The organism is Candidatus Endowatersipora endosymbiont of Watersipora subatra (assembly GCF_964026585.1).
Lineage (GTDB): Bacteria > Pseudomonadota > Alphaproteobacteria > Rhizobiales > Rhizobiaceae > Pseudahrensia.
In genome coordinates, this window is the sequence record NZ_OZ032160.1 from 224,307 (window position 1) to 246,988 (window position 22,682).

At 39.3% G+C, this 22,682-nt stretch carries 24 protein-coding genes and 1 tRNA gene; 15 read left to right on the top strand and 10 right to left on the bottom strand.

Features of this window, described 5'->3' with window-relative positions:
• From rplR to rplQ, 10 genes are all read left to right on the top strand, one after another.
• Entirely contained in the window at positions 1-354 is a 354-nt protein-coding gene (gene rplR / locus AAGD37_RS01075; protein ID WP_341760443.1) for a 50S ribosomal protein L18, read from the top strand.
• 54 nt (positions 355-408) lie between these two features.
• Positions 409-969 (top strand): 30S ribosomal protein S5, encoded by a 561-nt coding sequence (gene rpsE, locus AAGD37_RS01080; RefSeq protein WP_341760444.1) that lies wholly within the window; start codon positions 409-411, stop codon positions 967-969.
• Positions 970-986: 17 nt separating this feature from the next.
• Positions 987-1,178 (top strand): 50S ribosomal protein L30, encoded by a 192-nt coding sequence (rpmD, locus tag AAGD37_RS01085; RefSeq protein ID WP_341760445.1) that lies wholly within the window; start codon positions 987-989, stop codon positions 1,176-1,178.
• A gap of 14 nt (positions 1,179-1,192) precedes the next feature.
• Entirely contained in the window at positions 1,193-1,657 is a 465-nt protein-coding gene (gene rplO / locus AAGD37_RS01090) for a 50S ribosomal protein L15 (RefSeq protein ID WP_341760446.1), read from the top strand.
• Between the two features lie 154 nt (positions 1,658-1,811).
• Positions 1,812-3,176: a preprotein translocase subunit SecY gene (gene secY / locus AAGD37_RS01095; protein WP_341760447.1), complete on the top strand. Its 1,365-nt coding sequence runs from the start codon at positions 1,812-1,814 to the stop codon at positions 3,174-3,176.
• Positions 3,173-3,823, top strand: coding sequence for an adenylate kinase (locus AAGD37_RS01100; protein ID WP_341760448.1), 651 nt, complete (start codon positions 3,173-3,175; stop codon positions 3,821-3,823). Before secY ends, AAGD37_RS01100 begins: the two co-directional genes overlap by 4 nt.
• Before the next feature lie 223 nt (positions 3,824-4,046).
• On the top strand, positions 4,047-4,415 hold the full coding sequence (rpsM, locus tag AAGD37_RS01105) for a 30S ribosomal protein S13 (protein WP_341760449.1): 369 nt from the start codon (positions 4,047-4,049) through the stop codon (positions 4,413-4,415).
• Between the two features lie 75 nt (positions 4,416-4,490).
• Positions 4,491-4,880 carry a 30S ribosomal protein S11 gene (gene rpsK / locus AAGD37_RS01110; protein WP_341760450.1) on the top strand — a complete coding sequence of 130 codons (390 nt, stop codon included), beginning with the start codon at positions 4,491-4,493 and terminating at the stop codon, positions 4,878-4,880.
• A gap of 91 nt (positions 4,881-4,971) precedes the next feature.
• Positions 4,972-5,979, top strand: coding sequence for a DNA-directed RNA polymerase subunit alpha (locus AAGD37_RS01115; protein WP_341760451.1), 1,008 nt, complete (start codon positions 4,972-4,974; stop codon positions 5,977-5,979).
• 87 nt (positions 5,980-6,066) lie between these two features.
• Positions 6,067-6,492 carry a 50S ribosomal protein L17 gene (gene rplQ / locus AAGD37_RS01120; RefSeq protein WP_341760452.1) on the top strand — a complete coding sequence of 142 codons (426 nt, stop codon included), beginning with the start codon at positions 6,067-6,069 and terminating at the stop codon, positions 6,490-6,492.
• Between the two features lie 62 nt (positions 6,493-6,554).
• On the opposite strand, the gene AAGD37_RS01125 is transcribed toward rplQ, so the two are convergent.
• A complete protein-coding gene (locus AAGD37_RS01125; protein WP_341760453.1) occupies positions 6,555-7,880 on the bottom strand; it encodes a D-alanyl-D-alanine carboxypeptidase in 1,326 nt (441 codons plus the stop codon).
• Between the two features lie 555 nt (positions 7,881-8,435).
• Between AAGD37_RS01125 and rpmB the strand changes: the two genes are divergently transcribed.
• Positions 8,436-8,756, top strand: a complete 321-nt coding sequence (gene rpmB / locus AAGD37_RS01130) for a 50S ribosomal protein L28 (RefSeq protein WP_341760454.1) — start codon at positions 8,436-8,438, stop codon at positions 8,754-8,756.
• 194 nt (positions 8,757-8,950) lie between these two features.
• Here rpmB and AAGD37_RS01135 read toward each other — a convergent pair whose 3' ends face one another.
• The 3 genes from AAGD37_RS01135 to AAGD37_RS01145 form a co-directional block, all read right to left on the bottom strand.
• Positions 8,951-10,771: a cobaltochelatase CobT-related protein gene (locus AAGD37_RS01135; RefSeq protein WP_341760455.1), complete on the bottom strand. Its 1,821-nt coding sequence runs from the start codon at positions 10,769-10,771 to the stop codon at positions 8,951-8,953.
• A gap of 7 nt (positions 10,772-10,778) precedes the next feature.
• Positions 10,779-11,753 carry a cobaltochelatase subunit CobS gene (gene cobS / locus AAGD37_RS01140; protein WP_341760456.1) on the bottom strand — a complete coding sequence of 325 codons (975 nt, stop codon included), beginning with the start codon at positions 11,751-11,753 and terminating at the stop codon, positions 10,779-10,781.
• A gap of 93 nt (positions 11,754-11,846) precedes the next feature.
• Positions 11,847-12,479, bottom strand: a complete 633-nt coding sequence (locus AAGD37_RS01145) for a J domain-containing protein (RefSeq protein WP_341760457.1) — start codon at positions 12,477-12,479, stop codon at positions 11,847-11,849.
• A 138-nt stretch (positions 12,480-12,617) separates the two neighbouring features.
• On the opposite strand from AAGD37_RS01145, the gene AAGD37_RS01150 reads away from it, so the two are divergent.
• The gene (locus AAGD37_RS01150) at positions 12,618-12,905 is read left to right on the top strand and encodes a BolA family protein (RefSeq protein ID WP_341760458.1); all 288 of its coding nucleotides are present in this window, start codon (positions 12,618-12,620) and stop codon (positions 12,903-12,905) included.
• An 18-nt stretch (positions 12,906-12,923) separates the two neighbouring features.
• On the opposite strand, the gene AAGD37_RS01155 is transcribed toward AAGD37_RS01150, so the two are convergent.
• The 3 genes from AAGD37_RS01155 to purH form a co-directional block, all read right to left on the bottom strand.
• Positions 12,924-14,210, bottom strand: a complete 1,287-nt coding sequence (locus AAGD37_RS01155; RefSeq protein WP_341760459.1) for an HlyC/CorC family transporter — start codon at positions 14,208-14,210, stop codon at positions 12,924-12,926.
• Positions 14,211-14,563: 353 nt separating this feature from the next.
• Positions 14,564-15,181: a shikimate kinase gene (locus tag AAGD37_RS01160; RefSeq protein WP_341760460.1), complete on the bottom strand. Its 618-nt coding sequence runs from the start codon at positions 15,179-15,181 to the stop codon at positions 14,564-14,566.
• A 269-nt stretch (positions 15,182-15,450) separates the two neighbouring features.
• Entirely contained in the window at positions 15,451-17,067 is a 1,617-nt protein-coding gene (gene purH, locus AAGD37_RS01165; RefSeq protein WP_341760461.1) for a bifunctional phosphoribosylaminoimidazolecarboxamide formyltransferase/IMP cyclohydrolase, read from the bottom strand.
• 195 nt (positions 17,068-17,262) lie between these two features.
• Between purH and tsaD the strand changes: the two genes are divergently transcribed.
• Together tsaD and AAGD37_RS01175 are read left to right on the top strand one after the other, a co-directional pair.
• On the top strand, positions 17,263-18,324 hold the full coding sequence (tsaD, locus tag AAGD37_RS01170) for a tRNA (adenosine(37)-N6)-threonylcarbamoyltransferase complex transferase subunit TsaD (protein ID WP_341760631.1): 1,062 nt from the start codon (positions 17,263-17,265) through the stop codon (positions 18,322-18,324).
• Entirely contained in the window at positions 18,321-19,331 is a 1,011-nt protein-coding gene (locus AAGD37_RS01175; RefSeq protein WP_341760462.1) for an NAD(P)H-dependent glycerol-3-phosphate dehydrogenase, read from the top strand. The genes tsaD and AAGD37_RS01175 overlap by 4 nt, the downstream gene beginning before the upstream one ends.
• Here AAGD37_RS01175 and AAGD37_RS01180 read toward each other — a convergent pair.
• The 3 genes from AAGD37_RS01180 to rph form a co-directional block, all read right to left on the bottom strand.
• Complete coding sequence (locus AAGD37_RS01180; RefSeq protein WP_341760463.1) at positions 19,326-20,114, bottom strand: ion transporter; 789 nt, start codon at positions 20,112-20,114, stop codon at positions 19,326-19,328. The genes AAGD37_RS01175 and AAGD37_RS01180 overlap by 6 nt on opposite strands.
• A gap of 313 nt (positions 20,115-20,427) precedes the next feature.
• A tRNA-Arg gene (locus AAGD37_RS01185) sits at positions 20,428-20,504 on the bottom strand.
• A gap of 150 nt (positions 20,505-20,654) precedes the next feature.
• Positions 20,655-21,401: a ribonuclease PH gene (rph, locus tag AAGD37_RS01190; protein ID WP_341760464.1), complete on the bottom strand. Its 747-nt coding sequence runs from the start codon at positions 21,399-21,401 to the stop codon at positions 20,655-20,657.
• Positions 21,402-21,530: 129 nt separating this feature from the next.
• On the opposite strand from rph, the gene hrcA reads away from it, so the two are divergent.
• Positions 21,531-22,613, top strand: a complete 1,083-nt coding sequence (gene hrcA, locus AAGD37_RS01195; RefSeq protein ID WP_341760632.1) for a heat-inducible transcriptional repressor HrcA — start codon at positions 21,531-21,533, stop codon at positions 22,611-22,613.
• Positions 22,614-22,682 lie beyond the last annotated feature (69 nt).

Genomic DNA, 22,682 nt, shown 5'->3' on the forward strand with positions numbered 1-22,682 from the left:
ATGGAAAATTGTCTTTCCAGAAAGCAGCGTCGTGCAGCCCGTGTTCGCCGCAAGTTGAAAAAAAATATCAAAGGACGTCCACGTCTTAGTGTGCATCGTTCAAATATGAATATCTATGCTCAAGTGATTGATGATATAAAAGGGATCACTTTAGCTGCAGCTTCAACCCTTGAAAAGGATACTCTTGGAAAAGGTGGAGATATAAAAGCAGCTCAAAGTGTTGGGAAACTAATAGCTGAGCGCGCCTGCAAAGCAGGGGTAAATAAGGTAATTTTTGATCGAGGTTCTTTCCTGTTTCATGGTCGTGTAAAAGCACTTGCGGATTCTGCACGTGAAGCTGGTTTAAAGTTTTAATTTCAGTCTTGCTGGAAGCAATGTGTACGACGAAAAAACAATAAGGAATAAGATATGACACAAAAAACTGAGCGTCGGAACAGACGACGTGATGGGGAGCATGAAAGTGAGTTTTTTGATAAGCTAGTTCATATCAATCGCGTAGCCAAAGTCGTCAAAGGGGGCCGTCGATTCGGTTTTGCTGCTCTTGTTGTTGTTGGTGATCAAAAAGGTCGTGTTGGCTTTGGACATGGTAAAGCCAGAGAAGTTCCTGAGGCGATCCGGAAAGCCTCAGAATCAGCAAAACATGACATGATTTTTGTTCCATTGCATGATAGTCGTACCTTGCATCATGATGTTAAGGGTCGCCATGGTGCCGGTAAAGTTATTTTACGTTCTGCGCCCCCAGGAACTGGTATTATTGCAGGTGGCCCTATGCGAGCCGTGTTTGAGACTGTTGGAATGTCTGATGTTGTTGCCAAATCTTTGGGTTCGTCTAATCCATATAACATGGTTCGGGCGACGTTTGATGCTTTAAAATATCAGGTCCATCCTAGGGATATTGCTACGCGACGTGGTCTTAGATATTCAATTTTTCAAGCACGTCGCCGTGATCTATTGAACTCTGAAGAATAATTGGAGTTTTAAGTACAATGGTTAAAAAAAAGACATTAACTGTCAAACAGGTTCATAGTCCTTTGCGTCGAACTCAGAATCAACGCCATACTCTTATTGGTCTTGGATTGAATAAAATGAATCGCCATCGAATTCTGGAGGATACATCCGCAGTGCGGGGCATGATCGCAAAAGTATCTCATCTTGTATCTGTTGTCGAAAAGATCTGATCGGTAGGCTAATTATGAAATTAAATGAAATTTCTGATAAAGACGGTTCTGTTCGTTCTTCTCAACGATTGGGCCGTGGCATTGGTTCTGGATGTGGAAAGACTGCTGGCCGTGGTGTTAAAGGACAGAAATCTCGTTCGGGGGTTTCTATAAATGGCTTTGAAGGTGGTCAAATGCCTATATATCGTCGGCTACCTAAACGTGGTTTCTCCAATGCTTTTTTTAAAAAAGATTACAACGAAGTCTCCATTTCCTGTCTTGAAAAAGGAGTTCAGTTCGGTAAACTTGATGTTACAAAGCCCATTACGGCTCAGACCCTTCTCAAGGTTAGGATTATTCGCCGTATCCGTGATGGTGTTCGTATATTGGGAGGGAGCGAAGCACAATCTAAGTTTTATCTTGAGGTTTCTGGTAGTTCCAAAAGTGCTTTAGACTCAATCAAAAAAGCTGGCGGTGCAGTCAAGATTGTAGAAGGGTAGTATTTTTTCTAGTCTGTGAATTTTGATTCACTTTAGCATTTAGATCCGTATTTTACTATTCATTCCTTGATTCAAGGGATCTAACTTTTTTAAGATATACTGAATGAGTTTTGGTGATCTTTTCTGCCACTCCGCTATTTGACAGGAGAACAAAATGGCTTCAGCCGCAGAGCAGCTTGCTGCCAATATGAGCTTCTCAACCTTCTCAAAAGCGAAAGATCTAAAGAGGCGTCTTTGGTTTACATTATTTGCTTTGATTGTCTATCGTATTGGTACCTACATTCCTATTCCTGGTATCAATACGGAACACTTTGCTGCAGCTTTTCAAAAACAAAGTGAGGGGGTTCTGGGTTTATTCAATATGTTTTCTGGTGGTGCAGTTGAACGTTTAGCAATTTTTGCACTTGGAATTATGCCCTATATTTCTGCTTCAATTATCATGCAACTGGTAACATCTATTCATCCGCATCTTGAACAATTAAAAAAAGATGGTGAGCATGGCCGAAAAATAATCAACCAATATACACGGTATAGCACTGTTATTTTGGGTTCATTGCAAGCTTATGGTATTGCTGCCAGTTTGCAATCCTCTGATGGTCTTGTTCTTAATCCAGGCTTGTTTTTCATTTTAACAACAGTTCTTACATTGGTGGGAGGTACTATCTTCCTAATGTGGTTAGGTGATCAGATTACTGCCCGTGGGATTGGAAACGGGATCTCTTTAATTATTTTCTCCGGTATTGTTGCAGCTCTTCCTACAGCAGTAGCTCAGTTGATGGACGCAGGCAGCACCGGCGCTATCTCTACTCTCACTCAGTTAGGTGTTCTGCTTTCAATTGTAATATTGATTTCTTTAATCATTGTTATTGAGCGGGCACAGAGACGCTTACTTGTTCAGTATCCCAAACGTCAGGTTGGCAACAAAATGTTTCAAGGTGATACATCGCATTTACCTCTAAAGATCAACACTTCTGGTGTTATACCAGCAATTTTTGCATCATCTTTACTTCTTCTACCCACAACAATAACAGGATTCTCTGGCCTTGAAGGACATTCTGGGTGGATAAACATTGTGAATACGTTTTTAGGCCGTGGTCAGTGGGGTTATCTTATTTTCTATGGCTCTATGATTGTCTTTTTTTCTTTTTTCTATACGGCTCTTGTCTTCAATCCGACAGAAACAGCCGATAACCTTAAGAAACATGGTGGTTTTATCATAGGTATTCGTCCTGGGGAAAGAACTGCGAAATATATCGATTATGTGTTAACAAGGATAACTGTATTAGGTTCTCTTTATCTGGTCTTTGTATGTTTATTGCCAGAGATATTTCTCACTGGACTAGGAATTTCAGTTTTTCTGGGAGGAACCTCATTGTTAATTGTTGTTAATGTGACAATGGATACTGTGTCTCAGATTCAAAGCCACTTATTCGCGCAACAATATGAAGGTTTGATTAAGAAGAGTAGTTTGCGTAGCCCTAAACGATCAAGAAAAAAAGGAGCTAAAAGAAAGAAATGAGATTAATTCTTTTGGGCCCCCCAGGGTCTGGAAAAGGAACGCAAGCTGAGCGTCTAGTGTTAAAGAAGAATATCCCACAATTATCAACAGGTAACATGCTCAGGTCAGCTGTTAGTGCCGGCACAGAGGTCGGACAGCATATTAAAACCATCATGGATTCTGGTGATTTAGTGTCTGATGATGTAGTCAATGCTGCTGTGTTTGATCGAATAGATCAGCCAGATTGTGTTAATGGATTTATCCTTGATGGATATCCGCGAACATTAGTCCAAGCGGCTGCTGTAGAGGAGATGTTAGCAAAAAAAAATATCATACTCGATGCTGCGGTTGAGCTCTCTGTTGATGATAATGCGATGGTTGAACGTATAGAAGGTCGCTATGCTTGTTCATCTTGCGGCGAAGTATATCATGAAACTTTGAAGAAGCCAAGAATCAGGGGAGTGTGTGATAAATGCAGGGGAGTGAATTTTAAACATCGTCCAGATGACAACGCAAAAGCAATGAGTAGACGATTACAAATCTATTACAAGGAGACATCACCACTCATAGGATATTATTACGCAAAAAAGAAACTTAAAATCATTGATGGTATGGGTGAACCTGATACAGTTGAGAAGGAAATCGCAAATGCTTTACATATTCAATAGTATTCGGTTCGTTAAGGCGTTGATAAATAGTTGACTGTTTATAATTTTAAGGGTAAAATTGATAACATGATTTCCTAATCTTCTGTCTGTTTCTTTAGATTTGAGTGACTTTAGAGTTCAGTAAATTCTCTTTTTTGTTTCTTATTTCTTTATTGGTTAACTGTTAAATAGCAGAGGATCGGGTTTTCCTGATACTTTGATGACTAGACTAAAGGAGGTCTGCGTGGCTCGTATCGCTGGCATAAACATTCCCACTCATAAGCGGGCTATCGTTTCTCTTCAGTATATTCATGGAATTGGTCGAAAACGTGCTTCTGAAATTATAGAAAAGGCTGGTATTCTCGAATCTCGTCGCGTTAATGAGCTTTCAGATTCTGAAATTTTGCAGATTCGTGAGTTGATTGATCGCTACTATATAGTTGAAGGGGATTTGCGTAGGGAAAGATCTATGAATATTAAGCGCCTAATGGATTTAGGCTGTTACTCTGGTCTCCGTCATCGTCGTAATTTGCCTGTCCGTGGACAGCGGACTCATACGAATGCCAGAACCCGTAAGGGACCTTCTAAAGCTATTGCTGGTAAGAAGAAATAAACTCAATATTAATCCCGATATTTTTTCAGGGACATCACTTGATGCTAGTACTTGAAATCTTAAGAACTGAAATCCATGTCTAAAAACGCAGCTCATATAAGAAAACGTGAACGTAAGAATATCTCCTCTGGTGTTGCTCATATTAATTCCACGTTTAACAACACTATGGTTACGATTACTGATGTTCAGGGAAATACAGTTTCTTGGTCATCAGCTGGTTCTCAAGGGTTTAAAGGGTCTCGCAAGTCCACCCCTTATGCGGCACAGGTTGCAGCAGAAGATGCTGGAAAAAAGGCTCGTGATCATGGCATGAGGACACTGGAGGTTGAAGTCAATGGCCCTGGTTCTGGTCGTGAATCGGCACTCCGTGCTTTACAATCGATCGGTTTCGTTGTTACATCAATTCGTGATGTGACGTCAGTGCCTCACAATGGCTGTCGTGCCCGCAAACAGCGACGCGTGTGATTCCGTAAGATTGTGCCCCAAGCAACCATAGGATGCTTGGCTTTGTTGTTACGATTGGATAGCAAAAAACTCATTCGGAAGGGGGTTCTCAATGATCCATAAGAACTGGCAGGAGCTGATAAAGCCTACAAAACTTCTTGTGAATTCGAATGGAAACAAGGGTACATTAGTTGCCGAACCTTTAGAGCGTGGATTTGCTTTGACATTAGGCAATTCTTTGCGGCGTATACTCTTATCTTCGATACAAGGTGCTGCTGTAACGTGTGTAAGGATAGATGGTGTTCTGCATGAATTTTCATCTATTCCAGGTGTCCGAGAAGATGTTACCGATATCATTTTGAATATTAAAGAGTTGGCAATACGGATGGAAAGCGAAGGGCCAAAACGTATTTTTGTTCGCCAAACCGGGCCAGGTATCGTTACAGCTGGAGACATAAAAACAGTGGGAGATTTAGAAATTTTGAATCCTGAACTGGTACTTTGTACACTTGGCGAAGATTCTGAAATTCGAATGGAGTTCACTGTTGATACAGGAAAAGGTTACGTAGCTGCAGAACGGAACCGAAATGAAGATATGCCAATTGGTATAATTCCAATAGATAGCCTTTTCTCTCCTGTTCGCAAGGTTTCATATAAGACAGAAAATACGCGTGAGGGTCACGTTTTAGATTATGATAAGCTTACACTGACTATAGAAACAAATGGCTCTGTTTCACCTGATGATGCAGTAGCATTTGCAGCTCGCATCCTACAGGATCAATTGTCAATTTTTTTAAACTTTGAGGAACCGCCAAAAGAGGCTATTCAAGAACAGGTCGCCGAACTTGCATTCAATCCTGCCCTTTTAAAGAAAGTTGATGAGCTAGAGTTATCTGTTCGTTCTGCTAACTGTTTGAAGAATGATAATATTGTATATATTGGTGATCTGATTCAGAAAACAGAAGGTGAAATGTTAAGAACTCCTAATTTTGGTCGTAAATCACTGAACGAGATCAAAGAAGTACTCTCTGCTATGGGATTACATCTAGGGATGGAGATTTTAACTTGGCCACCTGAGAACATAGAAGATCTCGCAAAGAGATACGAAGACCAGTATTAGTTTTATTGAACTTCTATTAATGGCTGTTACCTGATCATAAGTTTTCTGTCGATTCCAACTTATTATTGAGAAGGGAGTGTGTTTTCTATGCAACATCGAAAACGAGGACGTAAGTTAAATCGTACACAAAGTCATCGCAAAGCTATGTTTAGGAATCTGTCCATTGCATTACTGACACATGAGCAGATTATGACAACTCTACCAAAAGCGAAGGAATTACGCTCAGTTGTTGATAGATTGATTAGTTTGGGAAAACGTGGAGATTTACATTCTCGTCGCCAGACAAGATCAAAGATACAGAATAATGAGATCGTTAAAAAAATTTTTTCTACTCTTTCAGAACGTTATAAAGATCGTTCTGGTGGCTATACACGTATCTTAAAAGCCGGTTTTCGTTTTGGAGATAACGCACCAATGGCTGTTATTGAACTCGTAAACCGTGATCTCGAATCTAAGGGAAAGGGAGACCTGGATTCAAAACTGAACAGTGAAGTCGGAGGAATCGCATCTTAAAGTATAGCGTTCTTCCAAGTGAATGGATTATTTTTATGACCCTAAAAGCTAAAAGAGGATTTTTAGTTTTTTAGTGTAAGACAGTCAAATTTTCTTTTTTTCAAAACTCTACACGCTCGTTGAGCTGATCCTTTGGAAGGAAACCCAGTAAATCGAGCCCTATAAAGAACGGATCCGTTCTTTATAATTTCTTCAGTGTGAAAATTGGTTGATGCCAGAAGCTCTTTATTTTTAATTTTGGCCTTCTTAAGAAGTTGAATTGCTTTTTCTTCATTATTTATGGCCGCTATCTGTATTTTCCATCCAGTTGGGCTTGACATTGCAAGAGGATTTTTTTCCCAGTTTGGTACAATCGTTTTATATGAACTTTTGATAGGAACAGATTTTGGTATAGGAGCAAGGATGGTATAAAATGCTGGAATTGGAGGTTTAAAAGTTGGTTTAGGTGCAGGTTTAGGTTTAGGTGCAGGTTTAGGTAAAACCAGGGATGCTATTTTCTGATTTTTAGAGATATTTTTCTGGTTTAATCGACCTCTTGATGAGTCTGGTAAATAATGACGGATCAGCCTTGTCATTTGAATATTACGAAGACTGCTTGTACGCTCTCCCATAACAACCGCTACAATTCGGCGATCGTTATTATTGGAAGCAGAAGAAACAAGATGATAACCTGATGCGTTTGTATAGCCTGTTTTAATTCCGTCAACACCATGAACACTTCCTAATAATTTGTTATGATTTGTTATTCTTTGATGTCTATAGATGAATGATCGTGTCTTGAAATAGTGATATTCATGTGGAAAATGCTTTTGTAAAGCAATACCAAGTATGGCCATATCAGCAGCAGTGGTCACTTGTCCTACAGATGTTAATCCGTTGGCGTTTTTAAATGTGGTATCCTTCATTCCTAATTTAAGGGCTTTTTTCGTCATCCGATTGGCAAATTTTTCTTCACTTCCAGCTAGTGTTTCACTAACAGCAGTCGCTACATCGTTTGCGGATTTAGTAACAATTGCCAAAATTGCTTGCTCAATAGAAAGAGAATCTCCAGGTTTGATACCAAGTTTTGAGGGGGGGCGTTTGGCTGCATTACGACTCATAAAAACACGGGTTTTCTTGGTTATTGTACCGTTCTTTAGGTCTTCAAAAACTAGATAAAGTGTCATCATTTTTGCCAATGAAGCGGGGTAGAGTTTTGAATCTGCATTACGCGAATGCAAGACCTTACCAGTTCTTGCATCAACAACGATGGCCGCATACTTAGAGTCCCAATTGTATTTTTTTGATTTTGCATGATCGGTCAGACACAACTGTAGCAAAGCGATAATAAAAATTAAAAGAGAATACCGCCAACTGATCTTTAAAGATGATCTAGAATCGACAAACACGTCAATATATCCTCAACAAAGAGCCGACGAATGAATATAAGAAATTATTCATAAAATAAGAGTATACTTCAAAACAATCACTAAAAATGAATATTTCTCACTACTCAACCAGTGAGAAACGAGTAAGAAGGGAGCGATCTGAATCGCTTATAATCAACTTCCCTTCTTTGAGACTATATGCTTTGATTAGGACCTTATTCATCGATGATGATCGATAGTCTGTTCCAGTTCTCGTCAAAAATAAAATCTATACATTTCTCGATTTTATTGTAAGATATAATCGAGAAATGTATGATACAAAGGAATGATAGTATTAAGAAATACTTCTGATTCTCTTTTGATCCAATTATCAAAAGATGACTATCATAATTCATTTTGATGTCCTTTATTACTCTTGACGAACCAGAGAAGACTTTCTAATCAATTTCAAGTGAGATGGTTTGTTTTTATGCACAAATTGATCAGACAAATTTCTTCTTTCTTCTTGAAGATTATGATCTGATCAATTCTTTCCAAGTCATCGTATTTTTATAATTTCAATAAGGTATGAATAAAATGTCTCGTTGTTGTGAATTAACTGCTAAGACTGTCATGACAGGTAATCATGTTAGCCACTCTAACAAGAAAACAAGACGACGCTTTCTTCCCAATTTAATACATGTCACTCTCTTCAGTGAACAACTGAACCAACGAGTTCGACTCCGCATAGCGGCTGCTACGTTGAGAAGTGTTGAGAAACGTGGTGGCTTGGATGCCTTTCTAAGAAAAGAAAAGGAATCTGCTTTGTCTCCAAAGATCAGATTTTTACGTCGTCAGGTTATCAAAGAAAGTGCTAAGGAAAAAAAACTCTCTCAACAGAAGAGTCAGAATAGTTGATGGGTACGTACATGGTACATGGAGCACTTTAACATACCCAATTCCCAGTTACTTGTTTTAAAAATGATGTTACCAATAGAAAATATGGTCCATAACTCTTAAGTATTCTTGTAGGGTTTAGATTTTATTTTATCTCTTATACACTTTTATATACCACTTTGATCCCACTAAAAAAACAATTTCACGTAACAATGTTAGCAGGGGAATAAGTGGCGCTCATACTTTCTTTGGTAGTCTTCATCAAAAAGTGCAGTTAACTGACCAATCATCGCACCAGCAAGCTCTTCTGTATCTAAAATGGTCACTGCACGCTTGTAATAACGTGTTACATCATGACCAACACCGATAGCTAATAACTCAACTGTAGGATCCGTTTCAATCTTATTAATCAGATATCGTAAATGACACTCAAGATAACCAACGGAATTAACAGACAAGGTTGAATCATCAATAGGTGCACCATCCGATATCACCATTATGATCTTACGCTGCTCTGATCTCATCAATAAACGATTATACACCCATTCCAGAGCTTCACCGTCAATATTTTCTTTCAATAATCCATCACGGATCATCAAACCGAGATTACGACGAGCTCGTCGCCAAGGTTCATCTGCCTCTTTATATATAATATGTCTAAGATCATTGAGGCGACCTGGATTTTTGACCTTTCCTGTTTTCATCCAATCCTCACGAGATTTCCCCCCTTTCCATTCTTTCGTCGTAAAACCGAGAATTTCTACTTTAACAGAACAGCGTTCTAATGTACGCGCTAAAATATCAGCACAGATAGCTGCAACTCTGATCGGATGGCCTCGCATGGATCCAGAATTATCCAACAAAAGCGTCACAATCGTATCACTAAAAAGGATTTTACTTTCCATCTTGAACGAGAGAGGAGCCGTAAGATTAATCACAATGCGGTTAAGGCGTGCAGTATCAAGATAACCTTCTTCTAAATCAAAATTCCAAACCCGTTTTTTCTGTGACATCAAACGTCGTTGTAACCGATTCGCAAGACGAGCAATAATGCCTTGAAAAGGGGACATTTGTTGATCAAGACTAGAACGTAGTCGCTCTAGTTCTGCATCATCGCATAATTCTTTAGCATAAACTTCTTCATCATGCATATTAGAAAATATTTTGTAATTTGATCCATCTAGAAAATCCGAAAATCTTATATTCGGTTTCTTTGATTCTTCTGAAGAAGATTGATCAATCCTCTGTAACGATTGATTGAACTCAAATTCTTTCTGTCTATTATCAGAAACTCCTTCTGAAAGAATCTCTTTCTCATCATTTCTTTCAAGATCTTCGTAACGTTCTTCTTTCTGACCTTTATCTTCTAATTTGTCTTTCTCATTGTTTTGAGAAACTTCAATCAACTGATCAGCCATTTCAATATTGGTAATCACATCACAGATTCTATTAGAAAATTCCCGCTGATCATATAAATGATTAACCAAATGATCTAAACGATCACCAGCGATTTCTTCAATCCAATCACGCCAGCGAGTCATCAATGCTTTTGCACTTTGAGGTGGTGTACGGCCAGTTACTTTCTCACGAACTAATAAGGAGATTGCATCTTCCAAGCGATCTTTATCGGTTTTTAAATATTTATCTTCCAGCATAGCATCTAGATTCTCAGCCATACCTATCATCGCTAGTGAACCAATTGCTTCGATACGAGTCTGCTCAACCGCATCAAAAATAGCACGTGCTTTTGTCGTAGTAGGCAATAGTTGAGCATGAAGATCTTTATCGTGATTGTTACGACGCAAGGCTATAGAATCAGAAACACCGCGGATGATAAAAATCTCTTGAATCGATGGTCTTTCAGAAAACTCTGGTAAGAATTCACAATCGAGAGCTCTATTTATTGGATTATCACTTGGATTATCACTAAAAATTAGCTCTATTTCTGGATCTTGAGATAAAACACGCACGCAGACACAAAGTGAATTCTTGAAGATTTCAATGTCTCTTTGAACTGAATCAATTCTAACGCACATGGTAAAACTATCTGATAACCGTATTAACTGCGCTCTCTCTCAACTCTTCACCAAAAACGCGCTGATAAAATTCAGAAACCAGTGGTTTCTCTAATTCATCACATTTATTAAGAAATGTCAAGCAGAAAGAAAAGTGAATATCATCAAATATCATCATATTTTCTGCCCATGTTAAAACCGTTCTTGGGCTCATCACAGTTGATAGATCCCCATTGGTAAAAGCTCTTCGGGTCATATCAGCAACCCGTACCATTTTATTAACAATATTCAGCCCCTGATCATTTTTCCAAACCGGGATTTTGGCTTGAATAATGCTAACCTCATGATCATGTGGTAGATAGTTCAGCGTAGTAACAACTGACCATCGGTCCATCTGACCTTGGTTGATCTGCTGGGTACCATGATAAAGACCAGATGTATTTCCTAGACCCACTGTATTTGCTGTAGCAAAGAGACGAAAAGCTGGGTGTGGATGAATAATCCGGTTTTGATCAAGAAGGGTTAGCTGACTAGAAACTTCCAACACACGCTGGATCAGAAACATAATATCCGGGCGTCCAGCATCGTATTCATCAAAAACTAACGCCACATTATTTTGTAAAGCCCAAGGTAAAATCCCATCCTGAAATTTTGTAACTTGCTGCCCATCTTCCAAAACAATTGTATCCTTACCGATCAAATCTATTCTTGAAATATGACCATCGAGATTAATACGAACAGTGGGCCAGTTGAGTCGAGCACCCACTTGTTCAATGTGAGTTGATTTACCAGTGCCATGGTATCCGGTTACCATAACACGACGATTATATGCATAACCAGAAAGAATCGCTAGAGTAGTCTTCTTGTCAAACAAATAGGAAGGATCGAATGGCGGCACGTGATCCTTGGGTTTAGAATAGGCTGGAACTCGCAAATCAGAATCGATACCGAAAAATTCTCGAACTGAGACCTCTTGGTCTGGTAAATTTGATATATCACTCACAGAAGAAGCTCTTCAATTAAGGGCCTGGCATTGGCACTGGTTAGGCATCCCGTTCTAGTTCTATTATATCTTATCGGTTAGCAACTCTTCTCTTCAACATAATCCCGACTGTTTAAGCTGTTTGTATGCACGAATAATCTGCCTTAACCGATCTTCTGAGGAACGATCTCCACCATTGGTATCAGGATGATGTTGTTTCACCAGTGCTTTATATTTTTTGGTAATGTGATCACTATTCACTGTTGTTGGTAACTCCAAATCTCGTAAGGCTTTTTCCTCAAGCCGTTTCAACTTTCGTGAATCCTTTCCTGAAGAAATACGTTTACCGTCAGAAGAGTACCGAATCCGCACCGTTGCATGCCAGCTAGGTGTCGGCCTCAATTTTGATGAATCACTATCAATGATCGATTCTCCCCTCTTCCCATTTATCCCAGTTCCTATTTTCCAGGTGGGAAGGTAATCAGTCATATTTTCCTTTTGACAGTTGGCAATTTCCTCGTCATTCAACCCTAAAAAATAGTTAAAATTTTTGTTATAAAGTCGGACATGGTCAATACACATATTGAGATACTGACCTTCATAACTACGACCCATTGGTGCCTTGTGAGTACCTGGTTTATCACATCCATTCCAAGCACATACCTTCATCGCATCTTTTTCTTTCTTTTTCTTAGAGCGGCGGGGATAAATACGAATTTTATCAAAAATATCTGAATTAGAAGTCATTGAATTTTGATTATTAAGAATGATGATGATAACATAGAGTTATGAATTTAACGTACCATTTTAAAGTCACTCATAGCAATATTTTCTAGAGAAAATAAAAAAATAACATACAATATCTTATTGATTAGAGAAAATCTTATGAAGCATCCTCATGTTAAGGGACCGATAGTCATAAAAATAGAAAAAAAACTCACGAGCGCTTTTTCTTTGGATTCTCTCGAGGTGATTAATGAAAGCTCTCTTCATTCTGGTCACAAACCAGAATTTAATGGTAAAGGAGAAAGTCACATCAGAATTCGTATGGCATCTAAAGAATTCAATAATATGAGTCTCATAAGTATACACTGCATAGTCAATGAATTGATGGCCGAAGAATTTTCTTCTGGTCTACATGCATTAAGAATCGATCTTAAGACCAAGACTTGAAATGATATCAACTTCTCATTAATCGGCTCCCTCTGTCATAACTGGATAAGATCCAGACAAATTGCGGATCCGAAGTTGTACGATACGATTTTTTTCACGCTCCATCACAACAAACCTTTTACCATAAAAAGTAAAAGTTTGTTTTTCTGCTGGAATAATCTGAGATTCATGAATTACAAGACCAGCAATCGTTGTCGCTTCCTCATCTGGTAGCTTCCAATCTAGTGCTCTGTTCAGATCACGGATTGGTAAGCTACCATCAACAATCACTGATCCATCCATTTGCACCTGAAGACCAGCAATATCTTCATCATGTTCATCAGAAATATCTCCAACAATTTCCTCAAGAATATCTTCAAGAGTTATCAGGCCTTCGACTTCTCCATACTCATCCACAACAAGAGCAATATGAGCTTTTCGTCGTAGAAAAGCATTCAACTGTTTCTTGAGGGACGTTGTTTCCGGAACAAACCAAGGTTTTGCCATGATATTACGAATATCAAATTTTTTTACATTATATTGGCTTGCAGCCAATGCTCTCAGCATATCCTTGGCATGAATGATACCAATTATATTTTCATTCTCTTCCTGCCAAACTGGGAGTCGTGTATGAGGACTATCAAGAATTCGATTCACAAGATCTTCCGATGAATCGTCAATATTAAGACTTACCATTGTTGTACGGTGAACCATAATATCAGAAATTTCAAGATCATTGAGGTCAAGCACTCCACCAACTCGATCTCGATCATCTTTTGCAACGGCACCATCACGGTTGAGAACATCGACAGTTCCCCGTAATTCTTCATTTCCAGAAAGCGGTGAGACTAACTGATCAATATCAATGCCAAAAAGACTCAGAATTCGACGGACAATAAAGCTAGCTATCTGAGTAATCGGACCAAAGAAGCGAACAATAAGATGAACAATAGGCACAACAGACAAAGCAAATCGGTCAGGATTTGATATTGCTAAGCTTTTAGGTAAAATTTCAGCAAAAATAACAACAATAATCGTCATAGCAACTGTAGCCAAAAAAACACCGAACTCACCAAATAAATTAATGAATAAGCTTGTTGCCAGTGCAGAGGCAAGAATATTAACCAAGTTATTTGATACCAATAAAGCACCGATCAAATGCTCTTGAATACCAATAAGATAAGATACAAGGCCTGCTCTACGATCACCATTCTTTTGCAAAGCATGGATACGTGCTTTTGATACGGCAGTTAACGCTGTTTCAGAACCTGAAAAAAAGGCAGATAGTCCAATCAAAAAAAGAATAGCTAGCAATGTTAGAATCATAGACAGAATCATTGTTCTAAAAACATAGAAAAATTGGTCACACTATTAAATAGCCTTCGATCAAGACAGGAAAGGGGATCGAAGGAACCCCCTTCTCTTACTAAATACGAAGATCAGTAGAGTGTGTAGAAAATCATATATCTTCCTTACTGAAGTCACAATACCTACCCTTGGGCCCAGAATCCTCGAGTAACAGCAATGATAAGAACTTTATCAACTAAAAATGATCATGTGAAAAATTTCAACCTACCTAAAAATCAGGAAGCTTTATTTTCTGCATATCCAATCCAGCGATTCGGAACAGATTTATCATCCTTTGGCCTATCCAGAATCACTGATCACTAAACATTGAATCAAGTCCAGCCTCTCTTCTGAGCAATTTCAGGTAAGTTCTGTGCCAATAAATTGACAATTTCAACTGCAATAACATCACGACTCACCATCCGCGATTCAATATGAATGTCAGAAAGGGCGTAAAGGGGGTTTCTTTTCTCTAAGAGTATTCTCATAGTTGATTCTGGATCCTGATTTTTGAGAAAAGGCCTGTCAGAGCGACGTTGGACACGTTTCATCACAATTTCAAGATTAGCATTTAACCAAACAGAAACACCACTTTCTTCAACATCTCTTCGGATATTTTCATTCACAAAGGCACTACCACCTGTTGCTAGGACCTTTTGTCCTTCATCCAAAAGGCGTTTGATCACTTTCTTTTCCCCGGATTGGAAGGCTTCTTCACCAAAGTGATCAAAAACATCCTGAATTGACATCCCAGCTGCTCTCTCGATCTCTTTATCAGCATCAAAAAAAGGAATTTCTAAATACTGAGAAAGGCGTTTACCGATAGTGGACTTACCGACACCCATAATGCCAACAAGAACGATACTTCTTCCATTCAGTGCTCGTCGGATAGAGCTGGCACGGTCTGCTATAAACGCACGATTAAGTTCTTGTGTCGATGCTGTATTCACGATATATGGTTTTCTTATTTCTTGTTAGTATCGGATTTAGTCAATCTACCAAACAAAACACAGCAAAATGGTTAAAACGTCAAGTACTCCTTAGTAGTTTAAGAGTTCAATACTCTATATTGATCCTAGGTCTTTATATCGTTCATGAATCCTTAAGTGATTAGAAATCATATACTCATTTCTTCCATACTGTCCTCGATAGATTAGAAGTCAATAAATCATCTCTCATCAATTTCATCAAATTAAGATCTTCATCTTTATTGATATCATCAATGTCTGAAATGGCGTATACCAGTAAAGACCATAGCAAGACCAGCAGAATCTGCCGCTTCAATAATCTCATCATCGCGTACAGAACCACCAGGTTGGATAACAGCTGTTATCCCCGCCTCAACCATCAATAATAAAGCATCAGAGAAGGGGAAAAATGCATCGGAGGCTACGACTGAGCCGATAGTCTTTACTTTATTCCAACCCGCAATTTTTGCGGCTTCTTTTGCCTTTAGGGTTGCTATACGTGCCGAGTCCAACCGACTCATTTGTCCGGCACCAATACCTACGGTTGTACCATCTTTTACATAGACAATAGCATTGGATTGAACATGCTTTGCAACGACAAATGCAAATAACATATCAGCTATTTCACTGTCTGTAGGTCCTCTTTTTGTCACAACATTTAGTTCATTGATTTTCAGATGACCTGTGTCACGATTCTGAATAAGGTATCCACCCGCGACACTACGAATATTGAAGCCCATTTTCATCGGATTAGCTAAGCCATGAGTCAGTAGAAGGCGTATATTTTTCTTTTTTTTCAGAAGGTTAAGAGCTTCATTATCAGCATCTGGAGCAATAATGACTTCGGTTAGAATTCCTAAAATAGCCTGTGCAGTGGATCCATCAAGTGTAGTATTCATAGAGATGACACCTCCAAAAGCTGATATAGGATCACATGAAAGCGCTTGTTGATAAGCACCTTTGAGAGTAGGATGACGTGCTACGCCACATGGGTTAGCATGTTTAATAATCGCAACAACAGGTCCTTTGTTTGGATCGAACTCACTAACCAGTTCAAAGGCAGCATCGGTATCATTGATATTATTAAACGATAGCTTTTTACCCTGAATCTGTTCTGATTGCACAACACCGGGTCGCTTTTCACCTGAATCATAGAGAGCTGCACACTGATGCGGATTTTCACCATAGCGGGGAATCTGTATAAGACGACCACCAACCGTATGATAATCTGGTGTAATGATATCAAGCTTTTTTGCCATCCAGTTTGATACCGCTGCGTCATAAGATGCAGTATAAGAGAAAGCAGATTGTGCTAATTTTTTACGTGTTGACAAACGTGTTTTGCCCGCATAGGTGTTGATTTCATCAATTATCTCCCTATACTGATTGATAGAGGTGACTATACAAACATAAGGATAGTTCTTCGCTGAAGCCCTCACCATCGCTGGACCTCCAATATCAATATTCTCAATGATTTCAGCTTCCTCTGCTCCAGTATGACAAATATCCTCAAAAGGGTAAAAATTCGAGACTAGCAAATCAATTCCTTCAATCCCATGCTCATTCATCTCTTTCTGATGATCATCATTGTTACGGATTGCTAATAACCCACCATGAACAGCAGGATGAAGCGTTTTTATACGGCCATCCATCATTTCAGGACATTGAGTGATATCGGATAGATGGGTGACTCCATATCCCATTTCCTTCAGCGTATGAAATGTACCACCTGTTGATAATAATTCGACATTATGTCTCCCTAAAACCTCAACAAGGGTAAAAAGATTAGTTTTGTCAAACACAGATAACAGAGCTCTTTTGACTTGGCAAAGATCAGGGACAGGAAGAGATCGAACGGCAATTGACATCTGTCAAAAGCTCCATAGTAATTAAGATTAGATTCCTTATTTGCCCTGTAAAAAAGCTACCGTCTAGCTATAATTATTGTCAAAATCTATTATATAAGGAATTATTTTGAAGTTCTAATTCATCTCTTCTGTTAGATTCACTGTCTCTTGTTATTAAGATCGGGTAGAATGGACATGAAAAATCATTTTCAAAAACTGATTATCTTAGGTATTGAAACAAGTTGTGATGAAACAGCAGCAGCTGTAATTGAATCTGAGCCGGATAACAAGGGAATTATCCTTGCACAAGAAGTATTGAGTCAGATTGATAGTCACTCTTCCTTTGGAGGAGTTGTTCCTGAAATAGCAGCCCGGGCTCATCTCAATACCTTGGATAGTATTATAAAATCGGTTATGGAAGATGCTTGTCTCTCATTTCATGAACTTAATGGCATAGCTGTAACTTCTGGTCCAGGATTAGCTGGTGGATTAATTGTAGGGACAATGATCGCACGCACACTTGCTGCTGTTCATAACAAACCTGTGTTTACGATTAACCATCTAGAAGGACATGCACTCACTGCTCGATTGACACATCGACTCTCATTTCCTTATCTCTTGCTTCTTGTCTCAGGCGGTCATACTCAAATCCTCTTGATCAAAGATGTTGGTGATTATGAATGTTTAGCTACAACTATTGATGATGCATTGGGAGAAGCTTTCGACAAGACAGCCAAACTTTTAAGTTTACCTTATCCAGGTGGTCCTCAAGTTGAGAAAGTCGCACTGCATGGTGATCCTAAGGCTTTTGATTTTCCACGACCTTTGCAGAGACATGATACCTTAAATATGTCATTTTCGGGCCTAAAAACAGCAGTGAGGAAGGCGTTTTTAGAACAATCAAGAGAAAAAGAAGATATATGCGCATCATTTCAAGCTGCGGTAGGAGATATTCTTGAAAATAGAATTAAAAGAGCATTTAATTTATTTGTAGAACGATTTGGTACTAACGGAACGTTCGTGATGGCCGGTGGCGTTGCCACCAACCTTTATTTGCGCCATCGCCTAGAATCCACTTGTCGCTTGGCATCCTGGAATTGGATAGTCCCACCTAAGAATTTATGTACAGACAATGCTGCTATGATTGCCTGGGCCGCCATTGAACGCCTACAGGTAGGGAATAAAAAAAATGAGGATCAAGGCATCCGCCCACGCTGGCCTCTCGATCAAAAAAAACAGGCTACATATGGCTCGGGTCGGAGAGGAGCAAAAGTATGAGTCATAGGATTGCTATCATCGGAGCTGGAGCGTGGGGAACTGCACTCGCTTGTGCTTGGGGATCCAAAGGGCATAAAATCACATTAGTGACTCGTGATGCTAGAACAGCTGAATCTATACGAAGCAACCGTCATAACAATCAGTGTTTACCGGGAATCATGTTGCCTAACAGTATCGAGGTTACAAACGGTCATAATGTACTTAAAAACTCTGATATTATTGCCTTTTCAACACCAGCACAAGCTTTTTCAGAAACTCTTAAGACTTGCAAAGCTTATCTACAGTCGGGTCAATCCATTGTTTTATGTAGCAAGGGTATTGATCAAAAATCAGAGACTACACTCACTCAAATTGCTCGTGAGCAACAACCCTATCTATGCCGTTTTGTACTATCCGGACCAAGTTTCGCAGTCGATGTCGCCAACGGCTTGCCAGCCGCTGTAACACTGGCTAGTTCTCAACGGAAAAAAACAGATTGGCTCGCAGGTATATTAAGTACTGAGCGTCTACGTGTTTATTCAAGCACTGATGTAATTGGTGTAGAAATGGGAGGAGCCCTTAAAAATGTACTGGCCATTGCTGTTGGTATCGCAAGAGGATTAAAACTTGGAGTTAGTGCAGAAGCTGCTCTAATATCACGTGGTTTCTTAGAAATGACCCGTTTAGCAATAGCAATGGGAGCAAGGCGAGAAACTCTCACTGGCTTATCAGGTTTAGGGGATCTTGCCTTGTGTTGCGCAAATCCTCAGTCTCGTAATTTTTGTTATGGAATCATATTAGGTCAAGGTAAAAATAACACTCATTATCCTCTTACTGAGGGTATATTTACTGCAGATGTTGCACGAAAGGTAGCAAAACAGCATAATATTGAGGTCCCTATAATTGAAACAGTGTGTCAAATCCTTAATGGGCAAGTCACACCGATCGAAGCTGTATCACACTTGCTCTCACGTCCTTTAAAAGGAGAAGATCTAGAAGGAAGAGACTCAAAAAGAGAACAGCTATGATTTGACGATCAAGCGTCGCAACTCGCTCATATCAGTACGGAGATCCTTGAGTTCGGTCAAGATAATGTTCTGATCGGCATGAATCTGACTGCAGTCAGAAGGGCGCTCATGTTCATTTTGCATAGCTGAAACGATAATACCAATAAATAAGTTCAATACAGTGAAGGTAGTAGAAACTATGAAGGGAATGAAAAAGAACCATGCCAAGGGGTGCTTCTGCATTACCGGACGCACAATACCCATGGACCAGCTTTCAAGAGTCATAATTTGAAAAAGGGAATAAGATGAGGCCCCAAGTGAACCGAACCATTGAGGGAATGAAGTTGAAAACAGTTGTGTTGCCATAACTGAGAAAACATAAAAGACAAGCAGCATCAATACGATGATGGATCCCATACCAGGAAGAGCCGCAACTAGCCCAGTCACGACTTTTTTTAATGAAGGAACAACAGACAACAATCTCAAAATGCGTAAGATTCTAAATGCTCGAAATACGCTAAAACTGCCAGATGCAGGAACTAAAGCAATGGCTATAACAAGAAAGTCGAAAACACGCCAAGGATCAAGAAAAAAACGGTAGCGATACACGTAAAGACGAAGAAGTAACTCGATAACAAAAAACAAAAGAATGATATTATCAAAAATTATCAGTATTAGACCACATGTACTCATAATATGAGGACTGGTCTTTAAGCCTAAAATAAGAGAATTCAGAATAATTATATAAATAATCGAATATTCAAATCTTCGATCACTAATGAAAGTAATAATCTTTTCGCGCATAGATTGTTTTTATAAGATAAGGATTAGCGTGTCTCAAAAGTCACCCTTCCCTATCGAATGGTATCGATTCATCCACGACCTTAATGTATGAGAATGGCGCTCAAATACTGCTTACGGCTAAAACAGAAACAATAAAGCCTTACGAAATCAATAACCTACTATAAACAAAATAGTCACAATAAAATCAAGGATAATAGACAACATGACTTTTCACCTTTTTAAAATTAAAGTAAAATTAAATATAGCATCTTTTTTTGAATCCTGCAACCTGAAACGGTCCTTCAATAAAGGAAGTAGACTAACTTCAAACAATTGGCGCGCCCGAGAGGATTCGAACCTCCGACCTCTGCCTTCGGAGGGCAGTGCTCTATCCAGCTGAGCTACGGGTGCATCTCATGGGACTTGAAACATTCCTATCGATTCGAAAATTAAATTTCAAGACGAGAGATCCATTATGATTAACAAATGAGATCGCAGGATATGTTCAGAAAAAATCTGAATATTTTCAGACTTCAGAAACCATCACTCCCAATTTTAGGTTTACATCATTACATCAGTCAAGGGCCTGACCTCTCCTCTCATTGAGGATTTCTGAAGCTCAACTAGCTCACGAATGCCTTTCTTTGCAAGATTCAGGAGCTGATAAAATTCCTTTTCTGAGAAAGGAGAGCCTTCTGCAGTCGCCTGTATTTCAACTATATGGCCAGAACTAGTCATCACAAAATTTGCATCCATTTCGGCTTCACTATCTTCTTTGTAATCCAAATCGAGAACAGGTGTACCATTGTGGATACCACAAGAAATAGCAGCAACTTGATCTTTCAAGATAGTACCATCAACCATCGAACAGGCTTTCATCCAGTTGAGACAATCCCTTAACGCAACCCATGCACCTGTAATTGAAGCCGTCCGTGTCCCTCCATCGGCCTGTATCACATCGCAATCTAGTGAAATCTGTCTCTCACCAAGGGCTTGCAAATCAACGACTGTACGTAAGGAGCGCCCAATCAGGCGTTGAATTTCTTGGTTACGGCCTGCTTGCTGAAAACGAGTCGATTCTCGACGCATCCGTGATCTAGTTGACCTTGGTAACATGCCATATTCTGCGGTAACCCATCCTTTTCCCTTACCCCTTAACCACCGTGGAACTCGCTCTTCAAGTGATGCTGTGCACAAAACATGAGTATTGCCCAATTTTGCTAAACATGATCCTTCCGCATATCTGGAACATCCAGATTCAAGGCTAACCATACGAATTTCATTTGCAGCACGTTTTGATGGTCTCATTATTTCATATCCAAACAAATAAATATAAGTAGATGAATATTCTTTTATACCTTCTATAGACTAAGACGCAAATGATCTGATGATTTAAAGGGATTGCAAAAACGGTGAGTGCCTATTTATATTGCAATTATGAACTCTCTGAGAGCTACGATGCCCTATCAACATATCCAATCTCTTGATGATCGCTCAAGCGAGATATTTTGTCATATAGTTGAAACTTATCTTGATTGTGGAGAACCTCTGGGGTCTTACAATCTAGCACGTCAATTATCAGTTACACTATCACCAGCATCGGTTCGAAATGTCATGGCAAACCTTGAGAATCGTGGATTGATCTATGCACCCCATGTGAGTTCAGGACGCTTGCCAACTGAACTAGGGCTACGCTATTTTGTTGACGATTTTTTGGAAATTGGTGATCTCACCAAAGAGGAGCGTCATTCTATCGAATCTCAAGTGACAGCCGCATCTATGAAAAAGACAATCGATGCAGTTCTAACAGAGGCTAGTCAGATGCTATCTGGACTGACTCAAGGCGCAGGGTTAGTCATTGCAGCTAAAAGCAATAGACTACGCTTGAAGCATATTGAATTTATCCGTTTGGAAGCAACTAAAGCACTAGTTATTGTCGTGGATGAGAATGGATCGGTTGAAAATCGTATTCTTGAATTGCCACCGGATATGGAAACGTCAACATTGATTGCAGCCTCTAACTATCTCAATACTCATATTGTTGGTCTTACCATCGATGAAGCTAAATCTTCTATTTCTACAGGCTTGCAATCTGCAAAAAATGAAATTGATGATCTTGCCTGTACTTTGGTTAACCAGGGACTTGCTACCTGGGAAGGTACGGGAAACGATCAGATGCCCCAACTCATTATTCGCGGTCGTGGAAATCTACTTGGTGATCTTGAACCGAGCGCAGATTTGGAACGATTGAGGCATCTATTTGATGAAATGGAATCAAAACAGGGATTAATGGAACTTCTCAACCTTGTTGAGGAAGGTGAAGGGGTAAAAATCTTCATCGGATCTGAAAATAAAATGTTTTCCCTTTCTGGATCATCGGTTGTTGTCGCTCCTTACAGAGGTAACAAACACCGTATTATCGGTGCAGTCGGTGTTATTGGGCCCACTCGTCTGAATTATGCGCGAATTGTCCCGATGGTGGATTATATAGCGAAGGTCGTCAGTAGACTTTTATCATAAGAGAAAAAGGACTGAGCTAGTCTTGATTTTTGTTAATATTCAGCCGAAGATGGGTTCCATGAACAATAG

Excerpts from the sequence above, each read along its gene's own strand:
- AAGD37_RS01100 (WP_341760448.1), top strand. The coding sequence starts at position 3,173 with ATGAGATTAATTCTTTTGGGCCCCCCAGGGTCTGGAAAAGGAACGCAA.
- rpsK (WP_341760450.1), top strand. The coding sequence starts at position 4,491 with ATGTCTAAAAACGCAGCTCATATAAGAAAACGTGAACGTAAGAATATC.
- rplQ (WP_341760452.1), top strand. The coding sequence starts at position 6,067 with ATGCAACATCGAAAACGAGGACGTAAGTTAAATCGTACACAAAGTCAT.
- AAGD37_RS01145 (WP_341760457.1), bottom strand. The coding sequence starts at position 12,479 with ATGACTTCTAATTCAGATATTTTTGATAAAATTCGTATTTATCCCCGC.
- AAGD37_RS01155 (WP_341760459.1), bottom strand. The coding sequence starts at position 14,210 with ATGATTCTAACATTGCTAGCTATTCTTTTTTTGATTGGACTATCTGCC.
- AAGD37_RS01175 (WP_341760462.1), top strand. The coding sequence starts at position 18,321 with ATGAGTCATAGGATTGCTATCATCGGAGCTGGAGCGTGGGGAACTGCA.
- AAGD37_RS01115 (WP_341760451.1), top strand. The coding sequence starts at position 4,972 with ATGATCCATAAGAACTGGCAGGAGCTGATAAAGCCTACAAAACTTCTT.
- purH (WP_341760461.1), bottom strand. The coding sequence starts at position 17,067 with ATGTCAATTGCCGTTCGATCTCTTCCTGTCCCTGATCTTTGCCAAGTC.
- rplO (WP_341760446.1), top strand. The coding sequence starts at position 1,193 with ATGAAATTAAATGAAATTTCTGATAAAGACGGTTCTGTTCGTTCTTCT.
- rpsE (WP_341760444.1), top strand. The coding sequence starts at position 409 with ATGACACAAAAAACTGAGCGTCGGAACAGACGACGTGATGGGGAGCAT.
- rph (WP_341760464.1), bottom strand. The coding sequence starts at position 21,401 with ATGAGACCATCAAAACGTGCTGCAAATGAAATTCGTATGGTTAGCCTT.
- AAGD37_RS01180 (WP_341760463.1), bottom strand. The coding sequence starts at position 20,114 with ATGCGCGAAAAGATTATTACTTTCATTAGTGATCGAAGATTTGAATAT.
- hrcA (WP_341760632.1), top strand. The coding sequence starts at position 21,531 with ATGAACTCTCTGAGAGCTACGATGCCCTATCAACATATCCAATCTCTT.
- AAGD37_RS01135 (WP_341760455.1), bottom strand. The coding sequence starts at position 10,771 with ATGTGCGTTAGAATTGATTCAGTTCAAAGAGACATTGAAATCTTCAAG.
- rplR (WP_341760443.1), top strand. The coding sequence starts at position 1 with ATGGAAAATTGTCTTTCCAGAAAGCAGCGTCGTGCAGCCCGTGTTCGC.
- AAGD37_RS01150 (WP_341760458.1), top strand. The coding sequence starts at position 12,618 with ATGAAGCATCCTCATGTTAAGGGACCGATAGTCATAAAAATAGAAAAA.
- secY (WP_341760447.1), top strand. The coding sequence starts at position 1,812 with ATGGCTTCAGCCGCAGAGCAGCTTGCTGCCAATATGAGCTTCTCAACC.
- rpmB (WP_341760454.1), top strand. The coding sequence starts at position 8,436 with ATGTCTCGTTGTTGTGAATTAACTGCTAAGACTGTCATGACAGGTAAT.
- rpmD (WP_341760445.1), top strand. The coding sequence starts at position 987 with ATGGTTAAAAAAAAGACATTAACTGTCAAACAGGTTCATAGTCCTTTG.